Raw genomic sequence first — 25282 nt, forward strand, 5'->3', positions numbered from 1 at the left:
CTTCATTTCCCTCTTCATTCAAGGTACCGAAATGATCAACCCGACCAAGCAGCGGAACCTCGCTTCCGCGACGGCCCATCCGGTCGCCAACCGTACGCCCCTGATGCGCGGCGCCGATCATCGCGCGCGCATGCAGTCGTTGATGCGCACCGCCGGCATGCTGCCGGTGCTGCTGGTCCTGTGCATCGGCTTCGGGTTCATGACCGACGGCTTCTTCACGCTGCAGAACCTGTCGATCGTCACGCAGCAGGCCTCGATCAACATCGTGCTCGCCGCCGGCATGACCTTCGTGATCCTGACGGGCGGGATCGACCTGTCGGTCGGCTCGGTGCTCGCCGCGTCGGCCGTCGCCGCGCTGCTCGCGTCGACCATCCCCGGCTGGGGCTGGCTCGGCGTGCCGTTCGCGCTCGCCGTCGGCCTCGTGTTCGGCGCGATCAACGGCGGCCTGATCTCGTTCCTGCGCCTGCCCCCGTTCATCGTCACGCTCGGCGCAATGACGGCCGTGCGCGGCATCGCCCGCCTGATCGGCAACGACACGACCATCTTCAATCCGCAACTGCCGTTCGCGTTCATCGGCAACGGCACGATCCTCGGCGTGCCGTGGCTCGTCGTCATCGCCTGTGCGGTGATCGCGCTGTCGTGGTTCATCCTGCGCCGCACGGTGCTCGGGATGCGGATCTACTCGGTCGGCGGCAATCCGGAAGCGGCGCGGCTGTCGGGCATCAACGTGCGCGCGATCCAGCTGTTCGTGTATGCGGCGTCGGGCCTGCTCGCCGGTCTCGGCGCGGTAATGTCCGCTGCACGGCTCTATGCGGCCAACGGCCTGCAGCTCGGCCAGTCGTACGAACTCGACGCGATCGCCGCGGTGATCCTCGGCGGCACGAGCTTCGTCGGCGGCGTCGGCTCGATCGTCGGCACGCTGATCGGCGCACTGATCATCGCGGTGCTGACGAACGGCCTGGTGCTGCTCGGCGTATCCGATATCTGGCAGTACATCATCAAGGGCCTCGTGATCATCGGCGCCGTTGCGCTCGACCGCTATCGCCAGCGCGACTCCGCCCGCACCTGACATCGTTTCCTCATCGCTCAACCCCGGGGCGCAGGCCGATCCTCCCGCGCCCGTCCGCCAAAGAACCCTTCGGAGACACAACGACATGTTCAAGCACAAAGCCGCCCTGACCGCCGTCGCCTGCGCACTCGCTTTCGGCACTGCCGCCGCCCATGCAGCCGACAAGCCGCTGAAATCGATCGGCGTCACGGTCGGATCGCTCGGCAATCCGTACTTCGTCACGATCGTCAAAGGCGCCGAAGCGCGCGCGAAGCAGATCAATCCGAACGCGAAGATCACCGCGGTGTCGGCCGACTACGACCTGAACAAGCAGTTCACGCAGATCGACAACTTCATCTCCGCGCACGTCGACATGATCCTGCTCAACGCGACCGACCCGAAGGCGATCGAGCCGGCGGTGAAGAAGGCGCAGGCGGCCGGCATCACGGTCGTCGCGGTCGACGTCGCGGCCGCCGGCGCGAACGCGACCGTGCAGACCAATAACGTGAAGGCCGGCGAACTCGCGTGCGACTACCTCGCGAAGAAGCTCAACGGCAAGGGCAACGTCATTATCGAGAACGGCCCGCAGGTGTCGGCCGTGATCGATCGCGTGAACGGCTGCAAGGCCATGCTCGCGAAGAACCCCGGCATCAAGCTGCTGTCGAGCGACCAGGACGGCAAGGGCTCGCGCGAAGGCGGGATGAACGCGATGCAGGGCTACCTGACGCGCTTTCCGAAGCTCGACGGCGTGTTCACGATCAACGATCCGCAGGCGATCGGCAGCGATCTCGCGGCGAAACAGCTGAACCGCCCGGGCATCGTCATCACGTCGGTCGACGGCGCGCCCGACATCGAGGTGGCGCTGAAGTCCAATACGCTCGTGCAGGCGTCGGCGAGCCAGGATCCGTGGGCAATGGCGCAGCAGGCCGTGAACGTCGGCTACGGGATCATGAACGGCCAGAAGCCGGCCAATCCGATGATCCTGATCGAGCCGACGCTCATCACGCGCGACAACGTGAAGAACTACAAGGGCTGGAGCAGCCCGCGCTGATCGCGCCGCGCACCCGCCGTGCCGGGCGGCGCCACACGTCGCCCGCGCGCAACGTCGAACGCCGCCCGCCCGCTGCCGCGCCGCGCGCCCCGCCTCGGCGCGAGGTTTCGATCTGCGCTACGCGCCGCCCTTCGCGCCGTTGCCGCGCGCCTGCAGCACCTGCAGGCTCTCGTCGACACTCAGTTCGGACATCGCATCATCGCGCAGCGTATCGTCGGCCGCGCGACGCAATGCATGCAGCGCGTGCTCCTTGAGCCGCACGATCGCGAACTGCAGCCCGCGTGCCGCGCATTCGGCCGCGAACGTACGCAACGACTCGATCGTCGTGCCGTCGACGTCCGGCGTTTCCTCGAGGCTCAGCATCACGGTACGCGTATCGGGTGCGGCCTTCATCAGCGCACGCACGCGATTGAGCATCCGGTCCGCGTTCGCGAAGAACAGTTGCGCCTCGGGCCGCACGATCAGCACGCCCGGCACGGGCTTCGCATCCGCATGATTCGCGACGTCGACGAAGTCGTGACCGTCGCGCAACCGGCCGAGCACGCTGACGCTCGGCTCGGACAACTTGCGCAGCGTCAGCAGCAGGCTCACGCCGATTGCCGCAAGCAGCCCGTGCAGCACGCCGAGCACGAGCACCGCGAGCAGCGCGGCGATCACGACGAGCCGGTCGCGATGCCACATCCAGTACGGCCGGAACACCGCAGGATGCAGCGAATGGCTGACCGCGAAGATCACGATCGCCGCGAGCACCGGCTCCGGCGTGCGTGCGAGTTGCGGCAGCAGCAGCCACACGATCAGCGCGACCACGCCGGCGGCCCATAGCCCCGCGAAACGCGATTGCGCGCCGGCTGCCTCGTTCGCGGACGTCGCCGAATAGCCGGCGCCGACCGGCATTCCGTGCAGCAATCCCGACACGAGGTTCGCGCACCCGATCGCGACGAGATCGCGGTTCGGCGACACGCTGTCGCCGTGCTTCAGCGCGAAGTTGCGAATCGATCCGTACGACTCCGCATACAGGATCAGCATCAACGCGAACGCGAGCTCGATCGTCTGCATCCACGCATTGCGGTCCAGATGCGGCAACCCGAATTCGAGATGCCGGAAGTCGATGTGCCCGACGATCGCGATCCCGTAGTGCTGCCAGTCGAACACGTAGCCGGCCGCGATCGACAGCACGATCACGACGAGCGTCGCCGGCACGCGCGAGCGGCGCCCGAGCACGAACAGCAGCGCGAGCGCGGCCGCGCCGAGCGCGACGCTCGCGAGGTTCGCATGCGGCGCGCCGGTGACGAGATCGAGCGCGACATGCGGCGCATCGCTGTGCTGCACGGAGATCGCGAGAATCTTCGGCAACTGCTTGATGACGATCGTCAGCGCCAGCCCGAACGTGAAGCCGCGCAGGACCGGACGTGCAACGAAGTCCGACATGCCGCCGAGCCGCGCGACGCCCGCGAGGATGAACAGCACGCCCGTCATCGCGACGAGCGCGGCCGCCAGCGCGAGTTGCGCGGCAAGCGCCATCCCGGATTCGGCCAGCACCGTCGCCGCGAGCACGGCGGCCGACGACGACGTCGACGACACGATCGCAAAACGGCTGCTGCCCGTCAGCGCATAGACGACGAGCCCCGACAGCAGCGCGATGAGACCGGCCTGCGGCGGCAGGTTGGCAAGGCCCGCATACGCGACGGCCTCGGGAATCAGCAGGCCCGCGATCGACAGGCCGGCCAGCGCATCGAGGCCGATGCGCTGCGTCGGAGGTGGCGGCGCCGCATCGACTGCAGCGAAATGGTCGGCATGCTGCGGGCCGGCATCCGGGCGGATCGGGACAGTCGTCATGGGGCGATGGGCGCCGTGCGCGTGTCAGGGTTTGACGGCGATGACGCCCGACCAACCGGGCAGATAGCGCGCGTCCTGGTCGTGTGCACGATGCAGCGCGGCGTCGAGCGCCTTCGCGAAATTCTTGCGGATCTGGTCGAGCGTGACGTGCTGGCGCAGGTAGTCGGCCCACAGGAATTCGCTGAACGGCGTCGCGTCCTTCGCGTAACCGCCCGCCGTGCGCAGTTCGCCCGCGAGGCTGCGATACGGATCGTCCTCGAGCCCCGTGAGCGCCTTCGGCAGATGCGCGTAGTCGCGACGCGATCCGTCCGCGCCGAACGGATGTACCCACTGGTTGTGTTCCATCATCCGCCAGAAGATCGTGTCGTCGAGCCAGGACAGATCCTTCAGCAGCATCGCGTTGACGCGCGACTCCCCTTCCTCGATCAGCGCGAGGCCGAGATGATGGTGATCGGTGATGTAATGCAGGCCGTCCGGGCCGAGGACGGCCGGGAACCAGTGCGATTCGATCGCGGCCTTGCGCGCGCGCTTGTCGAGCGCCTTCCAGTGCTTGCGCTTCGCTTTCACTTCGCGATAGCCGACCGTCATCTGCGTCGGACGCAACGCGTCGAGCCTGACGGGAATGAGATGAACGTCGTTGCCGAGTGCCATGGTCGTACCCCATGTTGCTGATTTCCGGCAACGATACTCCTGATCCTGTGAGCCGTTAATACGTCGCGACCTCGATGCGCGCGTGATTGACCCTCTCTGACAACCGGCCGGGCCGGCACACGGTTACGCGCGCAGATCGTCGCGTTCGAGACGGTGGCGAACGTAGGGAATCCCGTCGTGCACGACGCTCACGCGACGCATGCCGAGCTTGCGCGCGACGTTCAGCGAACCCGTGTTCGCCTCGGCGATATCGGCGATCACGCGCGGCAGCCGCACGGTGTCGAACGCGTGACGCACGACGGCCGCCGCGGCTTCACACGCGATGCCGCGCCCCCACGCCGCGCGCACGAGCCGCCAGCCGATCTCGACGTCGCGTGCGCCGTTCGCATAGTCGGGAATCAGCAGGATCCAGCCGATGAACACGTCGGGTGCGTGCTTCTCGAAGATCGACCAGTAGCCGAGGCCCGGCGGATAGTCGCGCGTGATCCGGTGCGTGACGAAACGGCGATGCTCGACCGGATCGAGCCACGGACCCGCGATATGCCGCGTGACTTCGGGATCGCGATCCATCGCGATGCTCGCGTCGAGATCGGCCAGCACGCGCGGACGCAGCCACAGCCTTTCGGTCTCGAACACGGGCAACGCGGTAGCGCAACGTTCAGTCATCCGGACTCCTGATTCGATGGCGATGTGCGCCGGACACATTACATAACTGATACAAAAAGCCTTCCGGAATGATACAGCCGCCTGTCACTTTGCTCGCCGGACCCCGTTTTCGCTTTCGCAATAGTTCATTTCGTAGGGATTATTCCCGATTCGACGTTATCGCGCCCCACATCGCACGACGCCTCGGCCTACACTCGATCCATGCCCCCGCGCCGCGCGCAGCCGGGCCGGCATCCGTCGACACATCGTAAGCGCGCTAGCCAATCAGGAGACTTCGGACATGAGCTGGACCCGCGAACAACGCAACGTCACGATCGCCGCCTATCTGGGCTGGACGCTCGATGCGTTCGATTTTTTCCTGATGGTTTTCGTGCTGAAGGACATCGCCTCCGAGTTCGCGTCGACGATCCCCGCCGTCGCCTTCGCGCTCACGCTGACCCTCGCGATGCGCCCGCTCGGTGCACTGATCTTCGGCCGGCTCGCCGATCGTTTCGGTCGCCGTCCGACGCTGATGGTCAACATCGCGTGCTATTCCGTGCTCGAACTCGCGTCCGGCTTCGCGCCGAGCCTGGCCGCCCTGCTGGTGCTGCGCGCGCTGTTCGGCATCGCGATGGGCGGCGAATGGGGCGTCGGCTCCGCACTGACGATGGAAACCGTGCCGACCCATGCACGCGGCATCGTGTCGGGCCTGCTGCAGGCCGGCTATCCGAGCGGATACCTGCTCGCGTCCATCGTGTTCGGCCTGTTCTACCAGTACATCGGCTGGCGCGGCATGTTCATGATCGGCGTGCTGCCCGCGCTGCTCGTGCTGTACGTGCGTGCGCACGTGCCGGAATCGCCGGCCTGGAAGCAGATGGAAAAGCGGCCGCGGCCGAGCCTGTGGGCCACGATGCAGCAGAACTGGAAGCTCGCGATCTACGCGATCGTGCTGATGACCGCGTTCAACTTCTTCTCGCACGGCACGCAGGATCTCTATCCGACTTTCCTGCGCGAACAACACCATTTCGATCCGCACACCGTGTCGTGGATCACGATCGTGCTGAACATCGGCGCCATCGTCGGCGGCCTGTCGTTCGGTGCGATCTCGGAGCGCATCGGCCGTCGCCGCGCGATCTTCATCGCGGCGCTGATCGCGTTGCCGGTGCTGCCGCTGTGGGCATTCTCGAGCGGCCCGGTCGCGCTCGCCGCCGGTGCGTTCCTGATGCAGATTTCCGTCCAGGGCGCATGGGGCGTGATCCCGGTCCACCTGAACGAGATTTCTCCCGACGAGATCCGCGCAACCTTCCCCGGCGTCGTCTATCAGCTCGGCAACCTGCTCGCGTCGGGTAACGCGACGATGCAGGCATCGTTCGCGGTTTCGCAAGGCAACAACTACGGTTACGCGCTCGCGCTCGTCGCCGGCATCGTGGCCGTCGTGATCGCGGTGCTGATCCTGTTCAGCCGCGAGCGGCGCGGCATCGACATGACGCAATCGGTCAATACGCGTACCACCGCGAGCTGATCGCACGCATTGCCGCATCGCATCATCGCGCGTGCCCCGTCCCGCCGGGGCCGCGCGCATGACTTTCCGCACCTGCACATCGAACTAGAGGAATTTGTCCAGATTCCCCGCTTGCCCGCTCCGCCCGCGTTTTTTTATCTTAATAAAAACGGCTGTTTGAATCAGATAATCAAATCACCAGTTCGCGGCCGGGAAACCGGCGTGGGAGGCGGAACATGGCAGTAAGTCAGGAGGGGCGACCGTCGGCGGGACGGCCGTCCGGCGGGCGATCATCCGGCACTCGGCAGGCCGGCGGGACGAAGGCGCGCATTCTCGATGCGGCCGAGGATCTGTTCATCGAACATGGCTTCGAGGCGATGTCGATGCGGCAGATCACGTCGCGCGCGGCGGTGAACCTCGCAGCGGTCAACTATCACTTCGGCAGCAAGGAAGCGCTGATCCACGCGATGCTGTCGCGGCGGCTCGATCAGCTCAACCAGGAGCGTCTCGGCATCCTCGATCGCTTCGATGCGCAGCTCGCCGAGCACATCACCTGCGAGCACGTGCTCGGCGCGATGTTCATTCCCGCATTGAAGGCATCGCGCGACCCCGAACGCGGCGGCCCCGCGTTCCTCCGGCTGATCGGCCGCGCGTACACCGACCCGTCGCCGTTCGTGCGCAACTTCCTGACCGCCCACTACGCAAGCGTTGCGGGCCGTTTCTTCGACGCGTTCCAGCGTGCGCTGCCGCATCTGCCGCGCACGGAGCTCGGCTGGCGGCTGCACTTCGCGATCGGCGCGCTGTCCGGCGCGCTCGCCGGTGCCGAGACCGAAAGCCTGATCGACGAATTCTCGCAAGGCCGCACGATGAACGACGTGCAGATGATCGCGCGGCTGTCTTCGCTGATCGTCGCCGCGCTGAAGGCCCCGATGCCCGACAGCGCGCAATTGTCGATCTTCGCCGCAGTGCTCGACGATGCGGGCGCGGGCGAGGTGTTCGGGCTGACACCGAGTACGGCAAGCGCCGATACGGCCACGCTGCACCCGGCGAACTGATCGCGCCGAAGGCCGCGCAGGCGGCATTTCATTGATGACTTGCGGGTGCGGGATCGCGCGGACGTGCAAGCGTTCGCGCCGGTTTGGCGCCCATGTATGCGGCCCGGGCCTGCGTTCACGCGCGGATCCGGGCCGAACGAATGTCATGCGGCGCAGTGCTGGCACGCGGGCTTTCGTCGACTGCACAACATCGGGCAGGAACAAGCGCCGACGCGCTCGCTCTCGCCGAGACACCGGAGACCCATCATGTCCTCATCCGCAGCCACCGCAGCGGCCCAGCTCCCGCCGAACACCGACGGCATCTGGTACGCGTCGTACCCGCCCGGCGTCCCGCACGAGATCGACGTCACGCAATACGCATCGCTCGTGCAGTTCTTCGACGAATGCACGACCCGCTTTGCCGAGCGCGTCGCCTACGTCAGCGCGGGCGCATCGATGACCTACCGCACGCTCGCGCAAAAAGTCGATGCGTTCGCATCGTACCTGCAAGACACGGGCGTGAAGCCCGGCGACCGCGTCGCGATCATGCTGCCGAACTCGTTCCAGTACCCGGTCGCACTGTTCGGCACGCTGAAGGCCGGCGCGATCGTCGTCAACGTCAATCCGCTCTACACCGCGCGCGAACTCGCGCACCAGTTGAAGGACAGCGGTGCGCAGACGATCGTCGTGTTCGAGAATTTCGCGCGCACGCTGCAGGACGCGCTGCCGGAAACGCAAGTGAAGAACATCGTCGTCACCGCGCTCGGCGACCTGCTCGCCGACGGCCTCAATGCGAAAGGACACCTGATCAATTTCGTGCTGAAGCACGTGAAGAAGCTCGTGCCGGCCTACCAGCTGCCGCAGGCGATCCGGCTGCGCGCCGCACTCGCGCTCGGCGCGCGCGGCGAGCCGCAGCCGGTGCCGATGACGCGCGACGACCTCGCGTTCCTGCAATACACCGGCGGCACGACCGGCGTCGCGAAAGGCGCGATGCTCACGCACGGCAACCTGATCGCCAACCTGCTGCAGGCGAAGGCCTGGATCGCCGACCAGGTCACCGGCGACGTCGAGACGGTGCTCACGCCGCTGCCGCTCTATCACATCTATTCGCTGACCGTGAACGCCTTCATCTTCATGGGGCTCGGCGGCCGCAACATCCTGATTGCGAACCCGCGCGACACGAACATGGTGATGAAGATCATCCGCAACGAGACCTTCACCGGGATCACCGGCATCAACACGCTGTACAACGCCTTCCTCGACAACGAGGAATTCCGCAAGCGCGACTTCTCGAAGCTCAAGCTCGCGATGGCGGGCGGGATGGCGATGCAGCGCGCGGTCGCGGAGCGCTTCCAGCAAGTCACGGGCCGGCCGGTCGTCGAAGGCTACGGGCTCACCGAATGCTCGCCGATCGTCACGATGAATCCGGTGGATCTGACCGACATGGCCGCGTTCAGCGGCTCGATCGGTCTGCCCGCGCCGTCGACCATCGTGCGCTTTCGACACGAGGACGGCACCTGGGCCGGCATCGGCGAGGCGGGCGAGCTCTGCGTGCACGGTCCGCAAGTGATGCGCGGTTACTGGCAGCGGCCGGACGAAACCGCGAAGGTGATCGACGCCGACGGGTGGCTCGGCACCGGCGATATCGGCGTGATGGACGAGCGCGGCTTCATCCGTCTCATCGACCGCAAGAAGGACATGATCCTCGTCTCGGGCTTCAACGTGTATCCGAACGAGATCGAGGAAGTACTCGTGATGCATCCCGGCATCAGTGAAGCCGCGGCGATCGGCATCCCTGACGAAGTACAGGGCGAGCGGATCAAGGTATTCGTCGTGCGCCGCGATCCCGCGCTGACCGTCGACGACGTGCTCGCGCATTGCCGCAAGAATCTCACCGGCTACAAGATGCCGAAGTTCGTCGAATTCCGCGACGCGCTGCCGCAGACGAACGTCGGCAAGATCCTGCGCCGCGCGCTGCGCGACGAGGAAATGGCCAGGATCAAGGCCGGGAAGCCGGGTTGAGCAAGCCGGGCGGGACGCGGCCGGACGATCCCGGCCGCGCTCCGGCGGCGCGCGCAGCCGGCTCAGTCGTCGTCATCGTCGCCGTGATGCTCGCGCCAGTGCCGCTCATGGTGCCTGCGCCATTTCCGGTAGCGATCGTCGCCATCGTCGCCGTAGTAGCCGTATCCGCCATCCGGATACGCGACCATCGCCGGCTGCGGCGCCACATAGACCGGTGCCGGCTCGGCATAGACCGGTGCGACCGGCACGCCGATGCCGACCGACAGGTCGACGTGCGCTGCCATCGCACTGCCGGAAGCGAGCAACGCTGCGCTTCCGAGCCATCCCGCGACTGTCCTCTTCTTCATGTTCCGTATCCCTGATCTGCCGGCCTGCCCGACATGCGCGACGACTTTAATCGCGACACGCATCGCCAGGTGCTACGCCGCTGCGAGATTCGTAACGCGCCGTAACGAACGGGCATTAGCCGTTCGACCGAATCGCGAAAATGCGCGGGAACGTCTATAGTGGGTTACGGTTCGACACAATCACGACCGCGCGCTGGCGGAACGAACAGGGTAAAATCCCGCCAAACACTTGGTGGGCGAACACGCCACACACACGCACAACATATTCTCTGACGCAGGCTCCTGCCGCACCTCAATGGCCAATCCCGCAGAATCCCATCCGCAAAACGACTTCATCAATGCGGCGCGCAAGGAACGTAAGCGCGTTGAAATCTATCTCGTCAACGGCATTCGTCTGACGGGCTGCATCGAGTCGTTCGACCAGTATCTGGTGATGCTGCGCACCCCCGTGGGTCTGCAAGGCATCTACAAACGTGCCATTTCTACGATCCAGCTCGACACCGGCGGCTCGCGCCCCGGTGGCGGCGGCCCGCGCGGCCCGCGCCCCGGCGGCCGGCCGGGTGGCCGCGAAGGCGGCGGCCACAGCCCGTACGGCTCGCACGGCGGCTCCCGCGAGTCGCGCGGCGACGGCGGCGGCTATGGCTCGCGTGAACCGCGCGAAGGCTACGGCTCCCGCGAACCGCGCGAAGGTTATGGCGCGCCGCGCGAACCCCGTGAAGGCTATGCCCCGCGCGAACCGCGCGAAAGCTACGGCGCACCGCGCGACGCCGGCGACGCATCGAGCAACACGTCACCGTCCGACGCACGCGGCGGCAGCGGGCCGGTCATCGTCACGCGCCGCCGGCGAATCGTGCCGGACGGCCAGTAAAACAAAAGGGCAAGCCAATCGGCTTGCCCTTTTTCTTCGTCGGTCGGCGCGGCATGTCGCCGCACCTGCCCCATCCTGCTTCTGCTCAGCGTGCCGTCGTCGGCAAGCCCGCGTCGGCCTCGCGCTGCAGCGCATGCACCTGCTGCTGCAATGCGCGCAACTGCGACTGCAGTTCCGCCTGCTGCGCCTGCAATGCCGCCGTTTCGTTACGCACCGTCTTCTGACGATCCGCGACCACTGCCTGCTGCTCGCGCGCGATCGAGATGTCAGCCTGCAGACGTCGTGCGCGCTCCTGCGTGACTTCGATCTGCTTGTCCGTTTGCGCCTTCTGCGATTCCAGCTTCGCCGCACGCAACTCGTTGACGGCCAGCCGTTCGGCCTGACGCGAGAAATCGCGATAGATCGCTTCCGCCCGCGTTTCGTCGTAAGTCTTGATCACGCGCCAGAACGCCTTCTGCTGGAACAGTGCGACGAAATACGAACCGTCCTTGACGCTGAACAGCTGGCTCGCACCATAGCTGCCGTTATAGCTCGTGCGCATTTCCGTCAGCGAATGCGCCTGGATCTGGCGCTGCAGCTCGTCAACCGTGCTCTGCCCGGTCGTCTCGCCTGCCTGCGGCTGCACCGACGCCTGACCCTGCTGATCGATCACCGGAATCGCCGCCACCGGCGCGGACGCCTGCTGTACTGCCGGCGTCCCGTTGCCTGCCAACCCCTGCGCGAACGCGCCCTGCATGCCCCCTACCACGGCGAGCAACGCACACGCCCGCCCCAACCCCGTCATATGGCTCATCAATTTTGATTCCCCGCCCGTGTCGTTGTAATTCAGCGCGATTTTATCTCATTAATTACTCGCTTTCGCGCGTCTCGGGCTCCTCGTCGAAGATCTGATATTTACGCATCTTTTCCCACAGGACCTTGCGGCTGATACCGAGTTGCTGCGCCGTGTCCTGACGCCGCCAACCGTTTGCGTCGAGGGCCGCGATCACGCGGCTGCGCTCGTTCATGTCCCATTTGCTGCGATCGACGAAGACTTCCGCCGCGCTCTCCACCGGCACCGGCTGTGCCGAGCTGCGCGCATGCGCGACCAGCCGCTGCAATCGCGCCGCATCCCAGCCCCCCGTCTGCCGCACCGTCACGCCGACGCGCTCGGCCAGGTTGCGCAACTCGCGCACGTTGCCGGGGAAATAGCTGTCCGCCACCGCGTCCGCGAGCCAGTAAGGCAGGTCCGACAGTTGTCCGAGCCGTTCCTCGCCCACCACCTCCGCGACGAACGACTTGAACAGCGCGATCTTGTCGACCGCGCCTCGCTCTTCCAGCGACGGAATGCTCAGCTCGATCACCGCGAGCCGATAGTAAAGATCCGCGCGGAACAGGCCTTCCTTCACGAGTTGCGGCAGTTTCTTGTTGCTGGCCGCGACCAGACGGAAATCGACCTTGATCGACGTCGTCGCACCGACGCGCAGCACGGCGCCGTCCTCGAGCACGCGCAACAGCTTGACCTGCTGGTACAACGGCAGGTCGCCGACTTCGTCGAGGAACAGCGTGCCGCCCGCCGCCTGCTCGAAATAGCCTTTATGCGCAACAACCGCGCCGGTAAACGAGCCTTTCGCGTGCCCGAAGAACAGCGATTCGAACAGGCCGTCCGGAATCGCACCGCAGTTGACCGGCACGAACTCGCCCTGCCGGTAACGCGAGTGTTTTTCGTGGAGCAGTTGCGCGATGCGCTCCTTGCCGACACCGGTTTCGCCGTGCAGCAGCACGTTGGTATCGCAGTCGGCGAACGTGTCGACTTCGTGCAGCAGCGCCTGCATCGACTCGGAGTGCGCGACGAGTTCGGACGGCTGCAGCGTTTCGGCCGCGTGTGCGCGCAACTGCGTGACGAGCTTGCCGACCATGCCGCGCAGTTCGGCGCACGTAAAGTCGAGCGGCAGGATATGCGAATAGTCGGGCGGATACTGCGACGCGTCGTGGTCGCGCGCCGCGCCGACCCAGACGACCGGCATGCCGATGTTGGCCTGCCAGTCGCGCAGGAACGCCGCGCCGGTTTCGATCATCGTCACGCTGATGATCGCGAGCGACGGCCGCAATGCGGCGCGCTCGGGCGAGATCTCGGCGTTGTCCGCACGGATCACTTCGACGTCGAAGCTCGCCATGCACCGGGCAACGCGGTCGACGATGTCCGCCTTGCCTTCCCAGACGTAGAGGTCGAGTTCTGCGATTGCGGGGGTGGGTCTCATTCTTTGGGTACGGCTTCAATAATTGAAGAGTAACGCGGCATTGCCGATCAGCGATTGGTTGCGGACGGTGGCGAAACCGCCCTCCGTCGATAACGGAATGCTCGGAGATTTATTGAACGAGCATGGGCGTGCCGCACTTGATCGAATCCGGTGTATTCGTGACATAGGCATTTCCCAGGCTCAGGCCGAGCAGGCTCGTGACGGAGGCCAGAAGAGAATCGACCGGTTGCAGCAGCAGCGGAACGAGCGTATTCCCCAGTGCAGTCAAAATCGGCCCCGTCAGGGCACTCAACAACGGATTCAATACGCCAGCCAGGATCGACACCAAGCCGCCGCTCGCAGATAACGTCAACGTCAAGCCACCGTTCACGATGCCCTGAACCGCAGGCGCCAGGAACTGATCCGTGCCGACGTTCAGCGTGTACGGCGACGCGGGGCTCGGAGAAGCGGAGGATTGCGGCCCGGGATACGCGAACGACAACGGCGTCGGCGTTTGATTGGCGACTGGAACTGTCAATTGGCCAGGCTTCAAGCTGATGCTGATCGAGATGTCGTTCAGGTTGAGGAGGCCCAGCGTCAGCACGTTAAGCAGCGATGTCAGCGTGGAGGTCAAGCCGCCGAGGTTCAGCAGATTCAGCAGGCTCTGCAGGTTGACGGACACGAGCGGAATCGGGTTTGCGCTGCCGCTCGGTGTGTAACCGCTGGCGGCATTGAGATTGATCGGGGTATTCGCCGACCCGCCGAGGTAGACGGCAAGCACACCTGTCTGGACATTCACCTGTGCGCTTTTCGTACCGTCCGGCGTACAGGTGACGGACGCCAGACCCGCCGTCGCCGGCGACACGTAGGCGGTAACCGGCAATTGAACGGCGGCGAGCGGAGTCGCCTTGCCTTTCGAACAAGCGGCTCCCGGGTAGGCCAGAGACCCGTCCGAGCACGTCGACAGGAGCGACAGCGACGTATTCAGGAAGATATTGCCCTGCGCAGTCGACGTATTGGTCGTGCAATTGGTCGTCCCGCAATTAGACGGCCCGGGCGGACCGCTTGCCGTGGATGGCGGCGTTCCGGCGAGCGATACGGAGCCCGACACGGTCGTGTTCAGCAGCGGCGCGAGCGCGGTCGGCGTCTGCACTGTTATGCTGGGAATGGTGACCGGGCTCGTTCCGTTCGCGATTTGCAACGCCGTCGATAGCAATCCGAGTGCATTCACGCTCGCATTGACCGCTGAGCTGCCACCGGCAACCGCAGCGGAAACCAGTTGACCGAGCGCGATCTGAGGGCCGCCGCAGGTGTTGTTGATGCACAGTGCCGCAGCGATCGCATTCAGAACGTTCAGATTCGCGCTCGCCAGATTCTGCTGCGTCGCTGCCTGCAATTCCGCATTGACCAGTTGGCCGAGCGACACGGTTCCGTTCAGCACGGCCGTGCTCGTACCGACCGGCAAATTGGCCAGAATGCCCGCCATGTTCAGGTTGACTTGCGCCAGCCCCTGATAATCGACGGCCTGGAGATTCAGTGGGTTGGGCGAACCGGTCAGCGTACCGAGCAACTGGTTGATCAACCCGCCATTCAACGACGCGAGCGCCGTGCCGAGTGTAAAGGTGTCGTACGGCGTGATCTTGGCGATGGCTGACGCACTGATCGTCGTTCCATTACGAAAAATGCCGGATACCGGCTCGGAAACGGTCACGCATACGGCATTGGCCGGCTGGCCACTTGCCGCGCCGGCCGACAACCCCGCGCATTGACCATTGGTCGCCGTTCCCGCGGTCGGCGAGAACAACGCGCTGCCGCTGGCTTGGGGCGCAGTCCAGATCCCGCACGTCACGGAAACGGTCACGCTGGGCGGTAGCGGTTTTTTTGTCGGATTCGCGATTTGATTCGCCGCGGTCGTCGCCGCCGCGCAGGCTGTATCGGCGGAAACTTGAGAAACCGCTGACAGTGCAGCCGAATCGGCCGCTGCCTGCATCAGGCGTCGCTCGGAATAGAAGTGGCCGATGTCGATCCCGGCCAGCATGATGAATGCGATCGACATCCATATCACCGCGAGCACCGCCACGGAGCCACGCTGGCAACGCCCCGCCGGCCGGCCCGCGCCGCGCCGTCGTGCCGCGCATGCTTGATCTGCCCGCATTGTCGTCTCGCTTATTGAGTCGATTGCCCGCCGCCCGCTCCGCTGCCGGAGCCTATCTGCGAACTCATCGAATTCGGAATCTTGTTCTTGAACGAATCAAGGTAACGCTGGTAGATGAGGGACGCGACGTCGCCCAACACCGGCTGCGTCGGTGCCGCCGCGCGATTGTCGCGCTGTAGCGCGAGCCACTCCCTTGTCGAACGATCGACATCGGACGCAGACGACGTTACCTGCCCGTATGCGGACGCGGAACCCGCCACCATGCAGGCGAGCGCACCGAGCACCGCGATTCGGCCCGCCCGCGCGTTTCGATATTGCTTGCTATTGTTCATGTCAATCCCCCGATGTCTGTTCATTGTGCAAATCGTTGCAGCAGCGGCATGGTCTGGTCGTAGCCAGAATTGTTCGCCATCGGCGTATTCGGCGCGAGCAGGCTGCGTCGCGCGAACACCGCCGACGGCGCAGCGATAGCGCGCTGCTGAGCCTGCACTGCAACCGCAATCTTCGCGGCATCGCCGTTGATGTCCTTGCGAATATCCGCCGGCAGGTGCTGCTGATTCATCAACCGTTGCGCATCCTGCGTGCGACCCGCCGCGAGCAGGTAGAGCGCGAGGTTGCTGACGATCTTCGGATTGTGCGGGTCCAGTTCGGCGGCTTTCAGAAGCGGCACCCGCGCGCCAGCGACATCGCCGCTGCGCAGCTTCGCGTAAGCCAGATCGGACAGCAACGACGCATCGGTCGGCGCAAGCTCGGACGCTTGCGCAAGCGCCTGCACCGCACGACCGAAGTCGCCTGCCGCACCGGCAAGCAGCCCAAGCCCACGATAGCCGCGCGCGGCAAGCGGCGTTTTGAGCAGTTGCGTGTACACGGCCGCACTCGCGGCCGACTGATCGGTCATCCGCAGTGCATCTGCCCGCAACAGGGTGGAGTCCGGCGTTACGCCGTAAGTTTTCTCATATGCGTCGATATGTGCGAGCGACGCATAATAGAGTCCCTGCGCCTGCATCCGCTGAATCAGGCCCAGATACATTCCCGGCGTATCGGGCACCGCACGCTTCTGATCGGCAGCCTGCATCAACGCCGCCCGCTCGGTTTGCGCATTGACACCATACCCACTGTCCTTGGTCGCGCACGCACCGAGCAGCAGCGCCACTGCTATCACGCCTGCCCGCGTCACCACTCCACTGATCTGCTTCATCTTCGTTCCTTCCGTCCGTCAGTGGTGCGACGATAGCGCGTGCATGACCGCCAGCATCCCCGGCCCGGCCGTGACAATCAGCAAAGCAGGCAATAACGTCAGCACCATCACGCCAGTCATCTTCACCGTCAACCGGCCGATCCGCTCGCGAAGCATCGCACGACGTGTCTCGCGCAACCGGTCGCCGAATTGCTTGAGCGGCTCCTGCACCGCACCGCCGTGCTTGTCGACCTGGATCATCAACCGCACGATCGCGCGCAAGTCCTCGTTATCGAAGCCGCCGGACAACCGCTGCAGCGACTGTTCGCGCGTGCGGCCCGCCGCGAACTGGCGCTGTGCAATCCCCACCTCCGATGACAACACCGGCAACATCCCGCGAAAATCGTTCGTTACAACCTGCAGACTCTGGTCGAGCGATAGTCCGACGCCCTGCAGCAGACGCAGCATATCGACGAGCAGCGGTAATTCGTCGATGACGCTCTGTCGCCGCGCAGCTGCGCGGCGCTGGATGTAGAGCTTCGGCAACATGAAGCCGACGCCGAACGCGACAAACAGGCCGATCATCCAGTAGCTGCCCTTCATCCGGCCGCTCGCGAAGATCACGAACAACAGCGGCAAGCCGATCCCGCACGCGATTCGCGCGCTCAGGAACAACCCCCGCGTGCGCGCGTCGACATAGCCGCACTGCTCGAGCAGGCGACGATCCTCTTCGGCGACGAGCTGCTTGCCGAGCCCGGTGTTGAGCCAGCGCATGCCCACCGCCGACAACTGTTCGAGGAACTGCGCGACGCGCCTTCCGCCGCCTGCGTCGGGTTGCGCCGCCGCGTCGCGCCCGCTGTCCGACGTCCGCGCCTTCGCCGCCTCGAGCGCGACCATGCGTCGGTCCAGCGCGTCGACGAGTGCTCGTTCGGCACGCGTCGCGGCATGCGCCCGCAGCAGCGCGACCATTCCGAGCAACAGCACGCCGAGCGCGCCGACCGCAAGGGCAATCGCTCCAATCTGAGTCGATGTCATTGCGTCACCTTAGCCGGGCCATTCGGTACAACCACACGCTGCCGGCCAGTTGCAGCATGAACGCGACCACGAGCAGCGAGCGCCCGCTCGGATCGTTCCACATCCCGTGCAGATACTTCGGATTGGTCACGATGACAAAACCGCCGATGGCGATCGGCAGCATCACGAGTACGAACGCCGACAGCCGCGTCTCCGACGACATCGCAGTCAACTCGCGTTCCGCCTGTTCGAGGTCGCGCATAAACACGGCCATGCGCTCGAGCATTACATCCGCGCGGCCGCCATACTTGACCGACAGCCTCAACACCGAGCCGACGAGTTCGAACTCCTCGGTTCGGTAGATCTTCGCGATATGCATCATCGCTCGGTCGATCTCCACGCCGCCGCGGAGCATGCGCGACACATGGTCGAGGCAACCGCGAAGCGGCTCCTCGGTCGTCTGAAGCGCGGACTGGAATGCGGCCGGCACGCTGTTGCCGAGTGTCACGAGACGCACGATCCCGTCGAGGAATGAAGGAATCTGCCGGACGATCTTCAGCCGCCGCCGTTGAATCCGCGACGAAAGCCAGACGCCAAACATCGCGCTTCCGCATGCGATAGCTGCGACGCACGCGAGCGCGCCGCCGCGGCTGCCCGCAAATGCCGCCACGCCAACGAGCCCGCCAAACGCGACCATCACCTTGCCGCGCGCGCCCTCGATCCCCGCGCGACTCGCGAGGTTCGTCAGATATTCGGCCACAGCCGCATACCAGCGCGCACGGAATACGTCGGACGACGCGTTTCGCGTGGCGCCGGGCGGCGATGCAGTCCGCAGTACACCCGGTGTCGGCCGGGGTGCCTGCGCGGCAGCCGCGACACGCACGCCCGGTTCGAGCCGGCTATCGATGAAACGCTTCGCGTCGGTCCGCACGCGCCGCGTCTCCGCGTGCCGCCACAGCATCATTGCCGTGGCGACGCACAGCATCGCGAACGCAAGTACCCAGACCATTGCGCTATACATTGAAGCCTCCGCCGCCGCGACCGAACCCGCCACCACCGAAGCCTCCACCGAACCCGCCGTCGTTGAACCCGCTGCTCGTCAACGCTTGACGAAAACGTGCGAGCTTCGGCGAATGCGGATGAATGCCGAGTGACTCCCAATGATCGATCTCCTCGCCCTCCGGCGTCACGCGCGCCTCATACCGGTAAAGCTCCTGCGTCGCGATGATGTTGTCCGATAGCCCGGTCACTTCGGTGATCGACAGGATTCTGCGCCGCCCGTTCGACAGGCGGCCGATCTGCACGATGAAATCGATCGCATTCGCAATCTGCCGGCGCAGGCTCGATTCGGTACCCTGGAAGCCCGCGAAGCCCGCAAGCATCTCGAGGCGATACAGACACTCACGCGGCGAGCTCGCATGCACGGTGCCCATCGATCCGTCGTGGCCGGTATTCATCGCTTGCAACATCTCGAGCACCTCGCCGCCGCGGACTTCGCCGACGATGATTCGGTCCGGGCGCATCCGCAACGTATTGCGAAGCAAGTCGCGAATCGACACCACCCCGGTGCCGTCGAAACCGCCCGGCCGACTCTCGAGCCTTACGACGTGCGGGTGGTTCAACGACAGTTCGGCCGTATCCTCGATCGTCACGACGCGTTCGATCTCGGGAATATGGAAAGCGAGCGCATTCAGCAGCGACGTCTTGCCCGAACTCGTCCCGCCCGACACGAGAATGTTGCAGCGAGCTTCGACAGCCGCCTCGAGCAACGTGCCGATTTCATCGTTATACGTACCATTGCCGAGCAGGTCGGACGGCTTCAGCGGATCCTTGCGAAATTTCCGGATCGACACGACCGGTCCGTCAATCGACAGCGGCTCGATCACGACGTTGACGCGCCCACCATCGGGCAGCCGCGCGTCGACCATCGGGTTCGACTCGTCGAGGCGACGCCCGATCGGTGCGAGAATGCGGCGCACGATACGCAGCAAATGCGCGTTGTCGGTGAAACGTACCGGCAGTTTCGCAAGGATCCCGTGACGCGACACATACACATCGTTGTATCCGTTGATCAGGATATCCTCGACCGCGGGATCGCCGAGCAAGTCCTCGATCGGCCCGAAGCCGGCGAGTTCCTTGGTCAACGCCTCCGCAATCGCGCGCACCTCGTTCTCGTTCAACGGAATGCGGCGCAGGCGCACGAAGCTGTCGATCTCGAGATCGACGAACTGATTGATCGCCTGACGGGACCATCGGCCGAACTCGGCGCCCAGTTCCTCGATACGCGTCAGCAAATGCTCGTGAGCGGCATTCTTAATGTCGTGGAATTGCTGCGTCTGGGAGAACGGCGCTGCGCCGTCGGCAAATTGAATGTCGTGTGCCATCGCTTACGACCGCTTGGACGAAGGTTGAATAAAGCGCTTCAGTACCGACAGGCCCGCCGCCGGCCGCGACGAGGTCGCCACCCCCGGCAGGCGTGCGGCGAGCGATTCGAGCGCGCGCACATACGGATCACGCTCCGCTGCATCGACGATGAGTCGCCCTTGATTCGCAGCATGGCCGATTGCGACGCGACGCGAAGGCAGCGTGCCGACCAGCGACAGTCCGAGACGCTCCGCGATCTGTGCGGGCGTCAAATCGAGTGCGGGATCGTATTGGTTAACGACCAGCCGCACGCGGTCGACATCAACACCCGTATCGCGCAACCCGGTGAGCAGATCGGCCGCCGATACGATCGATGCAACGCCCTGATCGCAGACCAGCCACGCCTCGTCGGCAGAGGCCGCGATCTGCGCGACGAACTCGTGGTTCGAGAAACCGCCGAGATCGACAACCTGCTGATCGAAGAATGCGCGAAACCGGTTCAGCAGCCCGACGCATGCCGCATACGATACGTCGCGCAGGCCGCCGAGATCGGCCGGCAGCGTCGTCAGTGCGACACCGCTCGAGTGACGGGTCAAGGCGGTGTTCACGAAAGTCCGGTCGATACGGCGCAGGTTGTGCACCGCGTCGACGAAATGAAATTCGCAACGCGTGTTCAGGAACAGCGCACCATCGCCCGCCGGCAGCCCCAGATCGACGAGCGCGGTTTGACGGCCGACCGCCGCGCCGCCAGCCGGCACGGCGTCCGTCCCGGTAACGGCGGCATGCTTCTGCAACCAGACGGCGAGGTTCGCGGCGAGCGTACTCACGCCCATGCCGGCGCGTGCACCGAGCAACGTAACGAGCTTGCCGTGGCGACTGACCGGTTCGCCGACGTGCGCAAGCAACCCGCGCGTCGTATGCAGCGCATCTTCGGCGGATGCGGATACATCGATAAAGTCGCGTACACCGGCGCGCAACGCGGCGAGCGTGCTCTCCGGCTGCGCGAGCGAACCGAGCGCAACGACCGGCAGCCCTGGATACGACGCGCGCACCGCAGCGGCGGCGGCGCTCGCCGCCGCACTTCCTTCCGAAAAATCGATGAATACGAGCGCCGGATTGAGGCCCGTGATGCGCTGAGCAAGCGCACCGGGCTCAAGCGACGCAGCCTCCACCGCGCCGGCCGACACGAGCGTATCTGCCAGCCAGCGGACGTGCCTGTCCTGCGACGACGCGCAAACGAAATAGTCGGTCACGGCGGGTTCACACAATGATTCGGTTCGCGCGTTCATGTCGAACACCCCCGATTACGCAAGGCGTGACGATGCGCCGCAACGCGCAACGCTTCGCCTTCACTTCGAAAACCCCGGAGCAGCATCCGGCGACGCCACGCCACCTAGATACGATCTCCAGACCGGCCCATCGTGCTGCTCGGACAGTTCGCCCGGCGTCGACGGCAACACGGCGCCCTTCGCGATCGGCGCGACGAGATGCGGCGTCACGATGATCAGCAATTCCTTGTCGTTCTGCTGATAGTTCAGATTCTTGAAGAACGCGCCGATGATCGGCAAGTCGCCGAGCAGCGGCACCTTGCTTACGTTCGACATCGTTTGACGGTCGATCAGGCCGCCGATCACGAAGCTCTCGCCATCGCCGAGTTCGACCGTCGTGTCCGCGCGGCGCGTCGTGATGCCCGGCACCGCGACACCGCTGATCGTCACGCTGTTCACGAAATCGAGCTGGCTCGACTCCGGCGCGACCTTCAGCGCGATGCGATTCGGATTCAGCACCGTCGGGGTCAGCGTGAGCCCGACGCCGTACTGCTTCCACTGAATCGCGGTCGAGCCGAGCCCTTGAGGCGATGGCACCGGAATCTCGCCGCCCGCGAGGAAGCTCGCGCTCTGGCCGGACAGCGCGACGAGGGTCGGCTCCGCGAGCACGCGCGCAAGATTGTTCGCTTCGAGCAGCGACAGATCGGCGAAGATGCCGCGCCCGCCGGCGTTCACGATCAGATTGAATGCTGACGCCACGGGCGCGCCGAGCGTTGGCAAATATGACGATGAACCTGGGCTCGATGACGAGCCCGAACTCGCACCGGAACCCGATCCACCGCTGTACGACTGCACGCCGCCCGGCGCAAACGAACCGAACGAAAAGCCGTTGCTCTGCTTGAAGAAGTTGAATCCGACCTGCTTGAGCACCGAGCGACTGAATTCGACGACGCGCACGTCGACCTGCACGACGTTCTTGCCGGTGACCGTCGAGCGATCGATCACCGCGCCCTTCGCACTCGTGTTCTTGCCGACGTCGACCGCGCGCTGATGGGCGTCGAGCGATGTCGAAGTTCCTCGCAGCACCGACGTCCCGCCATAGACATTCACGCGCGGCGTGCCGCCATCGAGTACCGCTTGCGCAGCCGCGTCGACGACTTCGACGTTCCAGATCTCGGGCTCATCGCGACCGCGCACCCACAGCATCACGTTGGTCGCACCCGCCGCCTTCGCAGTCAGGAGCACGGAGCCGGAACGGCTTCCTTTCATGAGCAGCACGTCGGCGATGGCCGGATCGCCGACTGCAACCCGCTGCAACGCACGGCCGGCCGAAATCTGGCGTTGTGCACCAACCGCGAGTTCGATCGTGCCGGCAGCCGAGGCAAACGATGCGAACGTCATGGTCCAGATAGCCATCGCGAATGCAATCAGTGTGTTTTTCATCGTTTGGAAGGCCGTTGCGCGACCCTTTTAATCTGTTTTTGCTGAATATCGATGACCGTCGATACCGCTCAATACGCGACCGTTTCCGACCGGCCGCCACGGATAATCTCGATGCCTCCTCCACCGTTCGGCCGCCCCCCCGGAGGCAAACGAGACGGCAGCGGCGGCACGTTCACGTTGGCCGTCTGACTTCTCTGCGTGCCGGAAAGCTGTTGCAGTGACACGCCGGCTGCGGCGAGCGCCGACGGCGACAGCTTGTTATCCGTGCGCACCGCGACGGTCTGCGCCGCGAGTTCATCGTCGCGCGGATTGCGCAATGCAAGCGTGAGCCGACCGCTCGCCTCGCCGAGCGTCAACGCGTCGACCTGCGCGGTCGGCACCGACAGCACCGCGATGCGTACATTGGTCGGTTGTCCGTTGCTGCCGTTTGCGTTGCTGCCGCTATCGTGATCGGGTGTCGCGTCGCCGAATGACAGCAGGCGCACCTTCGACAGCAAAAGCCGCGCTTGCGTCTGCGATACCTCACCGTCGAACATCGCCCCGCCGCCTTCGCGCTTCAGGTTGAGAAACACGTCGACATAATTGCCAGGACGCAGCCGATTGCCGACCGCATTGGTTTCGTCGACACGGATCGCAACCGCGCGTTCGCCCGGCTGCACGTCCTCGGCGAGCCCCGATACCAGCCCTCCCGCGACAACCGGCGCCGACGCCGGAATGTCCTTGTTCGGGATGCGGCCGACGAGCAACGACGGATCGCTGAACGCCCCGATCGGTACCGGCGACGCAGGCTGCATCTTCAGCGCATCGGCGGCAATCGGCTGGCCGGCAGGCAATGTTCGCGCCGCAATCACGACGGGCACCGGGTTGGCGGCAATGGTCGGCTGCGCCGGTGCCGCGCTCGGCGTGCTGCGCCCGAGCATCCACGCGTAGATACCGAGCAAAACAGCGATCGCAATCAGCAGCCCGGCGATGATCTTCGTTAAGTTGTTGGCCATGTTGTTGTATGGATGCCGGAATGAAAGTCCGAGTCAATCTCTCTGGTCACGTGCTTCTGGTGTCGGCGTGTCCGTCGCACCACGATGCGCCTCTCACAAAATGGACTGCGGAATTTGTACGATCGCGGTGCTCGTCAACGGCTGATTCACCACGCTCCCTAGGAGCGGGATATACGTCATCCACGATTCCGGCGAGTAACTCACCGTGACCGAGAGGCAATACAGCGACGGCGGATTCGGCGGCTGCGACGGATCGTAACTGCAACGCGGTGCCACCACCTGCGGCGGGCTGATATTCAGCCAGCCCAGGACGTTTTGCGTGGTAGTCGTCGCGTTCGCAATGCGGGCAGTCATCGTAGGGGCGTAGCTCAATCCAGCCCTGGCCCCCTCGCTGGCAGCCAGCGTCAGGCTCTGCTGAATCACGAAAATCATCCCGAAACTGATGATCGAATAGGCAATCACGAAGAACAGCGGAAACACCATTGCAAACTCGACCGCCGTCGCACCACGCTGCCACCTGTACCCGCGCCGTTGTTTCTGTCGTTTCATCGCGCGCCCCCCGTGGCGACGAGATAGAAAAGCCATACCGCAGCCGGTATCGCAAGACATGCCGCATAAGGTGTCGCCCGATATCCGCCCAACGTCATCGCAGGCGCGCCCTGCCGCCACAGCGCGCCAAGCGACGTGCGCGACAACAGCATCACCGCGAGCGCGTGAATACCAGCAGCCAGACTCGCGACGATCCACAGCCAGAGCAGCGCATGCATTCCGCACCAGGCGCCGAGCACGGCAAAAACCTTGACGTCCGCTGCACCCATGGCCCGCAGCAGGAAAAACGGAAACAGCCCGATCACTCCAACCAGCATACCGATCGTTGCCTGAAGCGGAAAAACACCAAATGGATTCGCGTCAAGAAACGCGCCCCCGAGCGCACCGGCCAATCCTGCCAGGACGAGCGAATTCTGAATTCGACGAAAGCGAATATCGCTGACCGCGACGAATGCCGCCCAGACCAGGAATATTCCACTGAAAATAAGATGTGCCATCGCGCCACAGCCAGCCGCAAGCATCGGGACAGGCGGATTGCAAAAGCAATCCGCCCGCTACCGCATCGAGACGACGCTTTACAAAGTAATAAGTCGTCCTCGTTATTTAGGCGCGGCCCAGATGGCGGTCGTTGAGCAAGCGTCAGCCGTGCGCGTACTCACGCAGGTGCCCAGGTTGGTGAACATATTGCCGAGGCTGCCGCCGATCGACGTAACCCCTGCAACGATCGCAACAGCGATCAGACCCGCGATCAACCCATACTCGATCGCGGTAACCCCGTTGTTTTCCTTAAGAAAACGCTTGATGATTGCTTTCATTTTCTAATTCCTCGTGCCTGTATGTACGTTCTCTGGCCTTTATACGTTCTACATCCCCGCATATCTGGCCACTTGCCCCGAATCGTTCGCTGCAACTGCTATAACGACGACTGGGTGCACTTTCTTTATAGGTCGCCCCGAAGAGCACTTCACGTTACTTGATGCAAGTTAACATTCGCGATAGGGATCCTCCTCGAACGTTGTGTACTGACCCGTACATTTCCTTACACCTGCCCCGAATCTTATATCTGATCCTCTTTAATTTCCAACCCCTTTCAAC

General features: G+C 64.5%; 24 protein-coding genes. 6 read left to right on the top strand and 18 right to left on the bottom strand.

Translation table 11 applies throughout. The annotated features are described in order from the left end of the window. The first annotated feature begins 31 nt into the window (after positions 1-31). Both BME24068_RS10760 and BME24068_RS10765 read left to right on the top strand, forming a co-directional pair. Entirely contained in the window at positions 32-1069 is a 1038-nt protein-coding gene (locus tag BME24068_RS10760) for an ABC transporter permease subunit (RefSeq protein WP_174926044.1), read from the top strand. Between the two features lie 85 nt (positions 1070-1154). Beyond that, entirely contained in the window at positions 1155-2099 is a 945-nt protein-coding gene (locus BME24068_RS10765; protein ID WP_096508301.1) for an ABC transporter substrate-binding protein, read from the top strand. Positions 2100-2216: 117 nt separating this feature from the next. Here the strand turns inward: BME24068_RS10765 and BME24068_RS10770 are convergent, their stop codons facing one another. The 3 genes from BME24068_RS10770 to BME24068_RS10780 form a co-directional block, all read right to left on the bottom strand. Continuing rightward, the gene (locus BME24068_RS10770; protein ID WP_174926045.1) at positions 2217-3935 is read right to left on the bottom strand and encodes a SulP family inorganic anion transporter; all 1719 of its coding nucleotides are present in this window, start codon (positions 3933-3935) and stop codon (positions 2217-2219) included. A 24-nt stretch (positions 3936-3959) separates the two neighbouring features. Next, complete coding sequence (locus tag BME24068_RS10775) at positions 3960-4586, bottom strand: ParB-like protein (protein ID WP_096508299.1); 627 nt, start codon at positions 4584-4586, stop codon at positions 3960-3962. 123 nt (positions 4587-4709) lie between these two features. Further along, a complete protein-coding gene (locus BME24068_RS10780) occupies positions 4710-5252 on the bottom strand; it encodes a GNAT family N-acetyltransferase (protein WP_174926046.1) in 543 nt (180 codons plus the stop codon). A gap of 280 nt (positions 5253-5532) precedes the next feature. Here BME24068_RS10780 and BME24068_RS10785 point away from each other — a divergent pair, with 280 nt between their 5' ends. The 3 genes from BME24068_RS10785 (at position 5533) to BME24068_RS10795 (ending at position 9788) form a co-directional block, all read left to right on the top strand. Next, the gene (locus BME24068_RS10785; RefSeq protein ID WP_096508297.1) at positions 5533-6753 is read left to right on the top strand and encodes an MFS transporter; all 1221 of its coding nucleotides are present in this window, start codon (positions 5533-5535) and stop codon (positions 6751-6753) included. A gap of 215 nt (positions 6754-6968) precedes the next feature. Continuing rightward, positions 6969-7787 carry a TetR/AcrR family transcriptional regulator gene (locus BME24068_RS10790; RefSeq protein WP_174926047.1) on the top strand — a complete coding sequence of 273 codons (819 nt, stop codon included), beginning with the start codon at positions 6969-6971 and terminating at the stop codon, positions 7785-7787. 246 nt (positions 7788-8033) lie between these two features. Next, entirely contained in the window at positions 8034-9788 is a 1755-nt protein-coding gene (locus BME24068_RS10795) for an AMP-binding protein (RefSeq protein ID WP_174926048.1), read from the top strand. Positions 9789-9850: 62 nt separating this feature from the next. On the opposite strand, the gene BME24068_RS10800 is transcribed toward BME24068_RS10795, so the two are convergent. Continuing rightward, positions 9851-10135: a hypothetical protein gene (locus BME24068_RS10800; protein WP_174926049.1), complete on the bottom strand. Its 285-nt coding sequence runs from the start codon at positions 10133-10135 to the stop codon at positions 9851-9853. Positions 10136-10430: 295 nt separating this feature from the next. Between BME24068_RS10800 and hfq the strand changes: the two genes are divergently transcribed. After that, complete coding sequence (gene hfq / locus BME24068_RS10805; RefSeq protein WP_174926084.1) at positions 10431-11003, top strand: RNA chaperone Hfq; 573 nt, start codon at positions 10431-10433, stop codon at positions 11001-11003. Between the two features lie 85 nt (positions 11004-11088). Here hfq and BME24068_RS10810 read toward each other — a convergent pair whose 3' ends face one another. The 14 genes from BME24068_RS10810 to BME24068_RS10875 all read right to left on the bottom strand — a co-directional run bounded on the left by BME24068_RS10810 (position 11089) and on the right by BME24068_RS10875 (position 25002). Then, positions 11089-11796 (bottom strand): DUF2968 domain-containing protein, encoded by a 708-nt coding sequence (locus BME24068_RS10810; protein ID WP_174926050.1) that lies wholly within the window; start codon positions 11794-11796, stop codon positions 11089-11091. 55 nt (positions 11797-11851) lie between these two features. Further along, positions 11852-13243, bottom strand: a complete 1392-nt coding sequence (locus tag BME24068_RS10815) for a sigma 54-interacting transcriptional regulator (RefSeq protein ID WP_096506797.1) — start codon at positions 13241-13243, stop codon at positions 11852-11854. Between the two features lie 109 nt (positions 13244-13352). Beyond that, entirely contained in the window at positions 13353-15377 is a 2025-nt protein-coding gene (locus BME24068_RS10820; RefSeq protein ID WP_096506798.1) for a pilus assembly protein TadG-related protein, read from the bottom strand. A gap of 11 nt (positions 15378-15388) precedes the next feature. Then, positions 15389-15709, bottom strand: coding sequence for a DUF3613 domain-containing protein (locus tag BME24068_RS10825; RefSeq protein ID WP_096506799.1), 321 nt, complete (start codon positions 15707-15709; stop codon positions 15389-15391). Between the two features lie 20 nt (positions 15710-15729). Continuing rightward, on the bottom strand, positions 15730-16575 hold the full coding sequence (locus BME24068_RS10830; RefSeq protein ID WP_174926051.1) for a tetratricopeptide repeat protein: 846 nt from the start codon (positions 16573-16575) through the stop codon (positions 15730-15732). A gap of 18 nt (positions 16576-16593) precedes the next feature. Beyond that, complete coding sequence (locus BME24068_RS10835; RefSeq protein ID WP_174926052.1) at positions 16594-17589, bottom strand: type II secretion system F family protein; 996 nt, start codon at positions 17587-17589, stop codon at positions 16594-16596. Between the two features lie 4 nt (positions 17590-17593). After that, on the bottom strand, positions 17594-18589 hold the full coding sequence (locus BME24068_RS10840; RefSeq protein ID WP_174926053.1) for a type II secretion system F family protein: 996 nt from the start codon (positions 18587-18589) through the stop codon (positions 17594-17596). Then, complete coding sequence (locus BME24068_RS10845) at positions 18582-19952, bottom strand: TadA family conjugal transfer-associated ATPase (protein WP_174926054.1); 1371 nt, start codon at positions 19950-19952, stop codon at positions 18582-18584. The genes BME24068_RS10840 and BME24068_RS10845 overlap by 8 nt, the downstream gene beginning before the upstream one ends. A gap of 3 nt (positions 19953-19955) precedes the next feature. Beyond that, positions 19956-21221 (bottom strand): fimbrial protein, encoded by a 1266-nt coding sequence (locus tag BME24068_RS10850; protein WP_174926055.1) that lies wholly within the window; start codon positions 21219-21221, stop codon positions 19956-19958. A 60-nt stretch (positions 21222-21281) separates the two neighbouring features. After that, positions 21282-22643, bottom strand: a complete 1362-nt coding sequence (locus tag BME24068_RS10855; protein WP_096506804.1) for a type II and III secretion system protein family protein — start codon at positions 22641-22643, stop codon at positions 21282-21284. 68 nt (positions 22644-22711) lie between these two features. Then, positions 22712-23638 (bottom strand): Flp pilus assembly protein CpaB, encoded by a 927-nt coding sequence (gene cpaB / locus BME24068_RS10860; protein WP_174926056.1) that lies wholly within the window; start codon positions 23636-23638, stop codon positions 22712-22714. A 93-nt stretch (positions 23639-23731) separates the two neighbouring features. Next, positions 23732-24187, bottom strand: a complete 456-nt coding sequence (locus BME24068_RS10865) for a TadE/TadG family type IV pilus assembly protein (protein ID WP_174926057.1) — start codon at positions 24185-24187, stop codon at positions 23732-23734. Further along, positions 24184-24684: an A24 family peptidase gene (locus BME24068_RS10870; RefSeq protein WP_174926058.1), complete on the bottom strand. Its 501-nt coding sequence runs from the start codon at positions 24682-24684 to the stop codon at positions 24184-24186. The genes BME24068_RS10865 and BME24068_RS10870 overlap by 4 nt, the downstream gene beginning before the upstream one ends. Positions 24685-24786: 102 nt before the next feature. Next, the gene (locus BME24068_RS10875) at positions 24787-25002 is read right to left on the bottom strand and encodes a Flp family type IVb pilin (protein ID WP_174926059.1); all 216 of its coding nucleotides are present in this window, start codon (positions 25000-25002) and stop codon (positions 24787-24789) included. Between the last annotated feature and the right edge of the window lie 280 nt (positions 25003-25282).

It is taken from the genome of Burkholderia anthina (assembly GCF_902498995.1).
GTDB lineage: Bacteria > Pseudomonadota > Gammaproteobacteria > Burkholderiales > Burkholderiaceae > Burkholderia > Burkholderia anthina.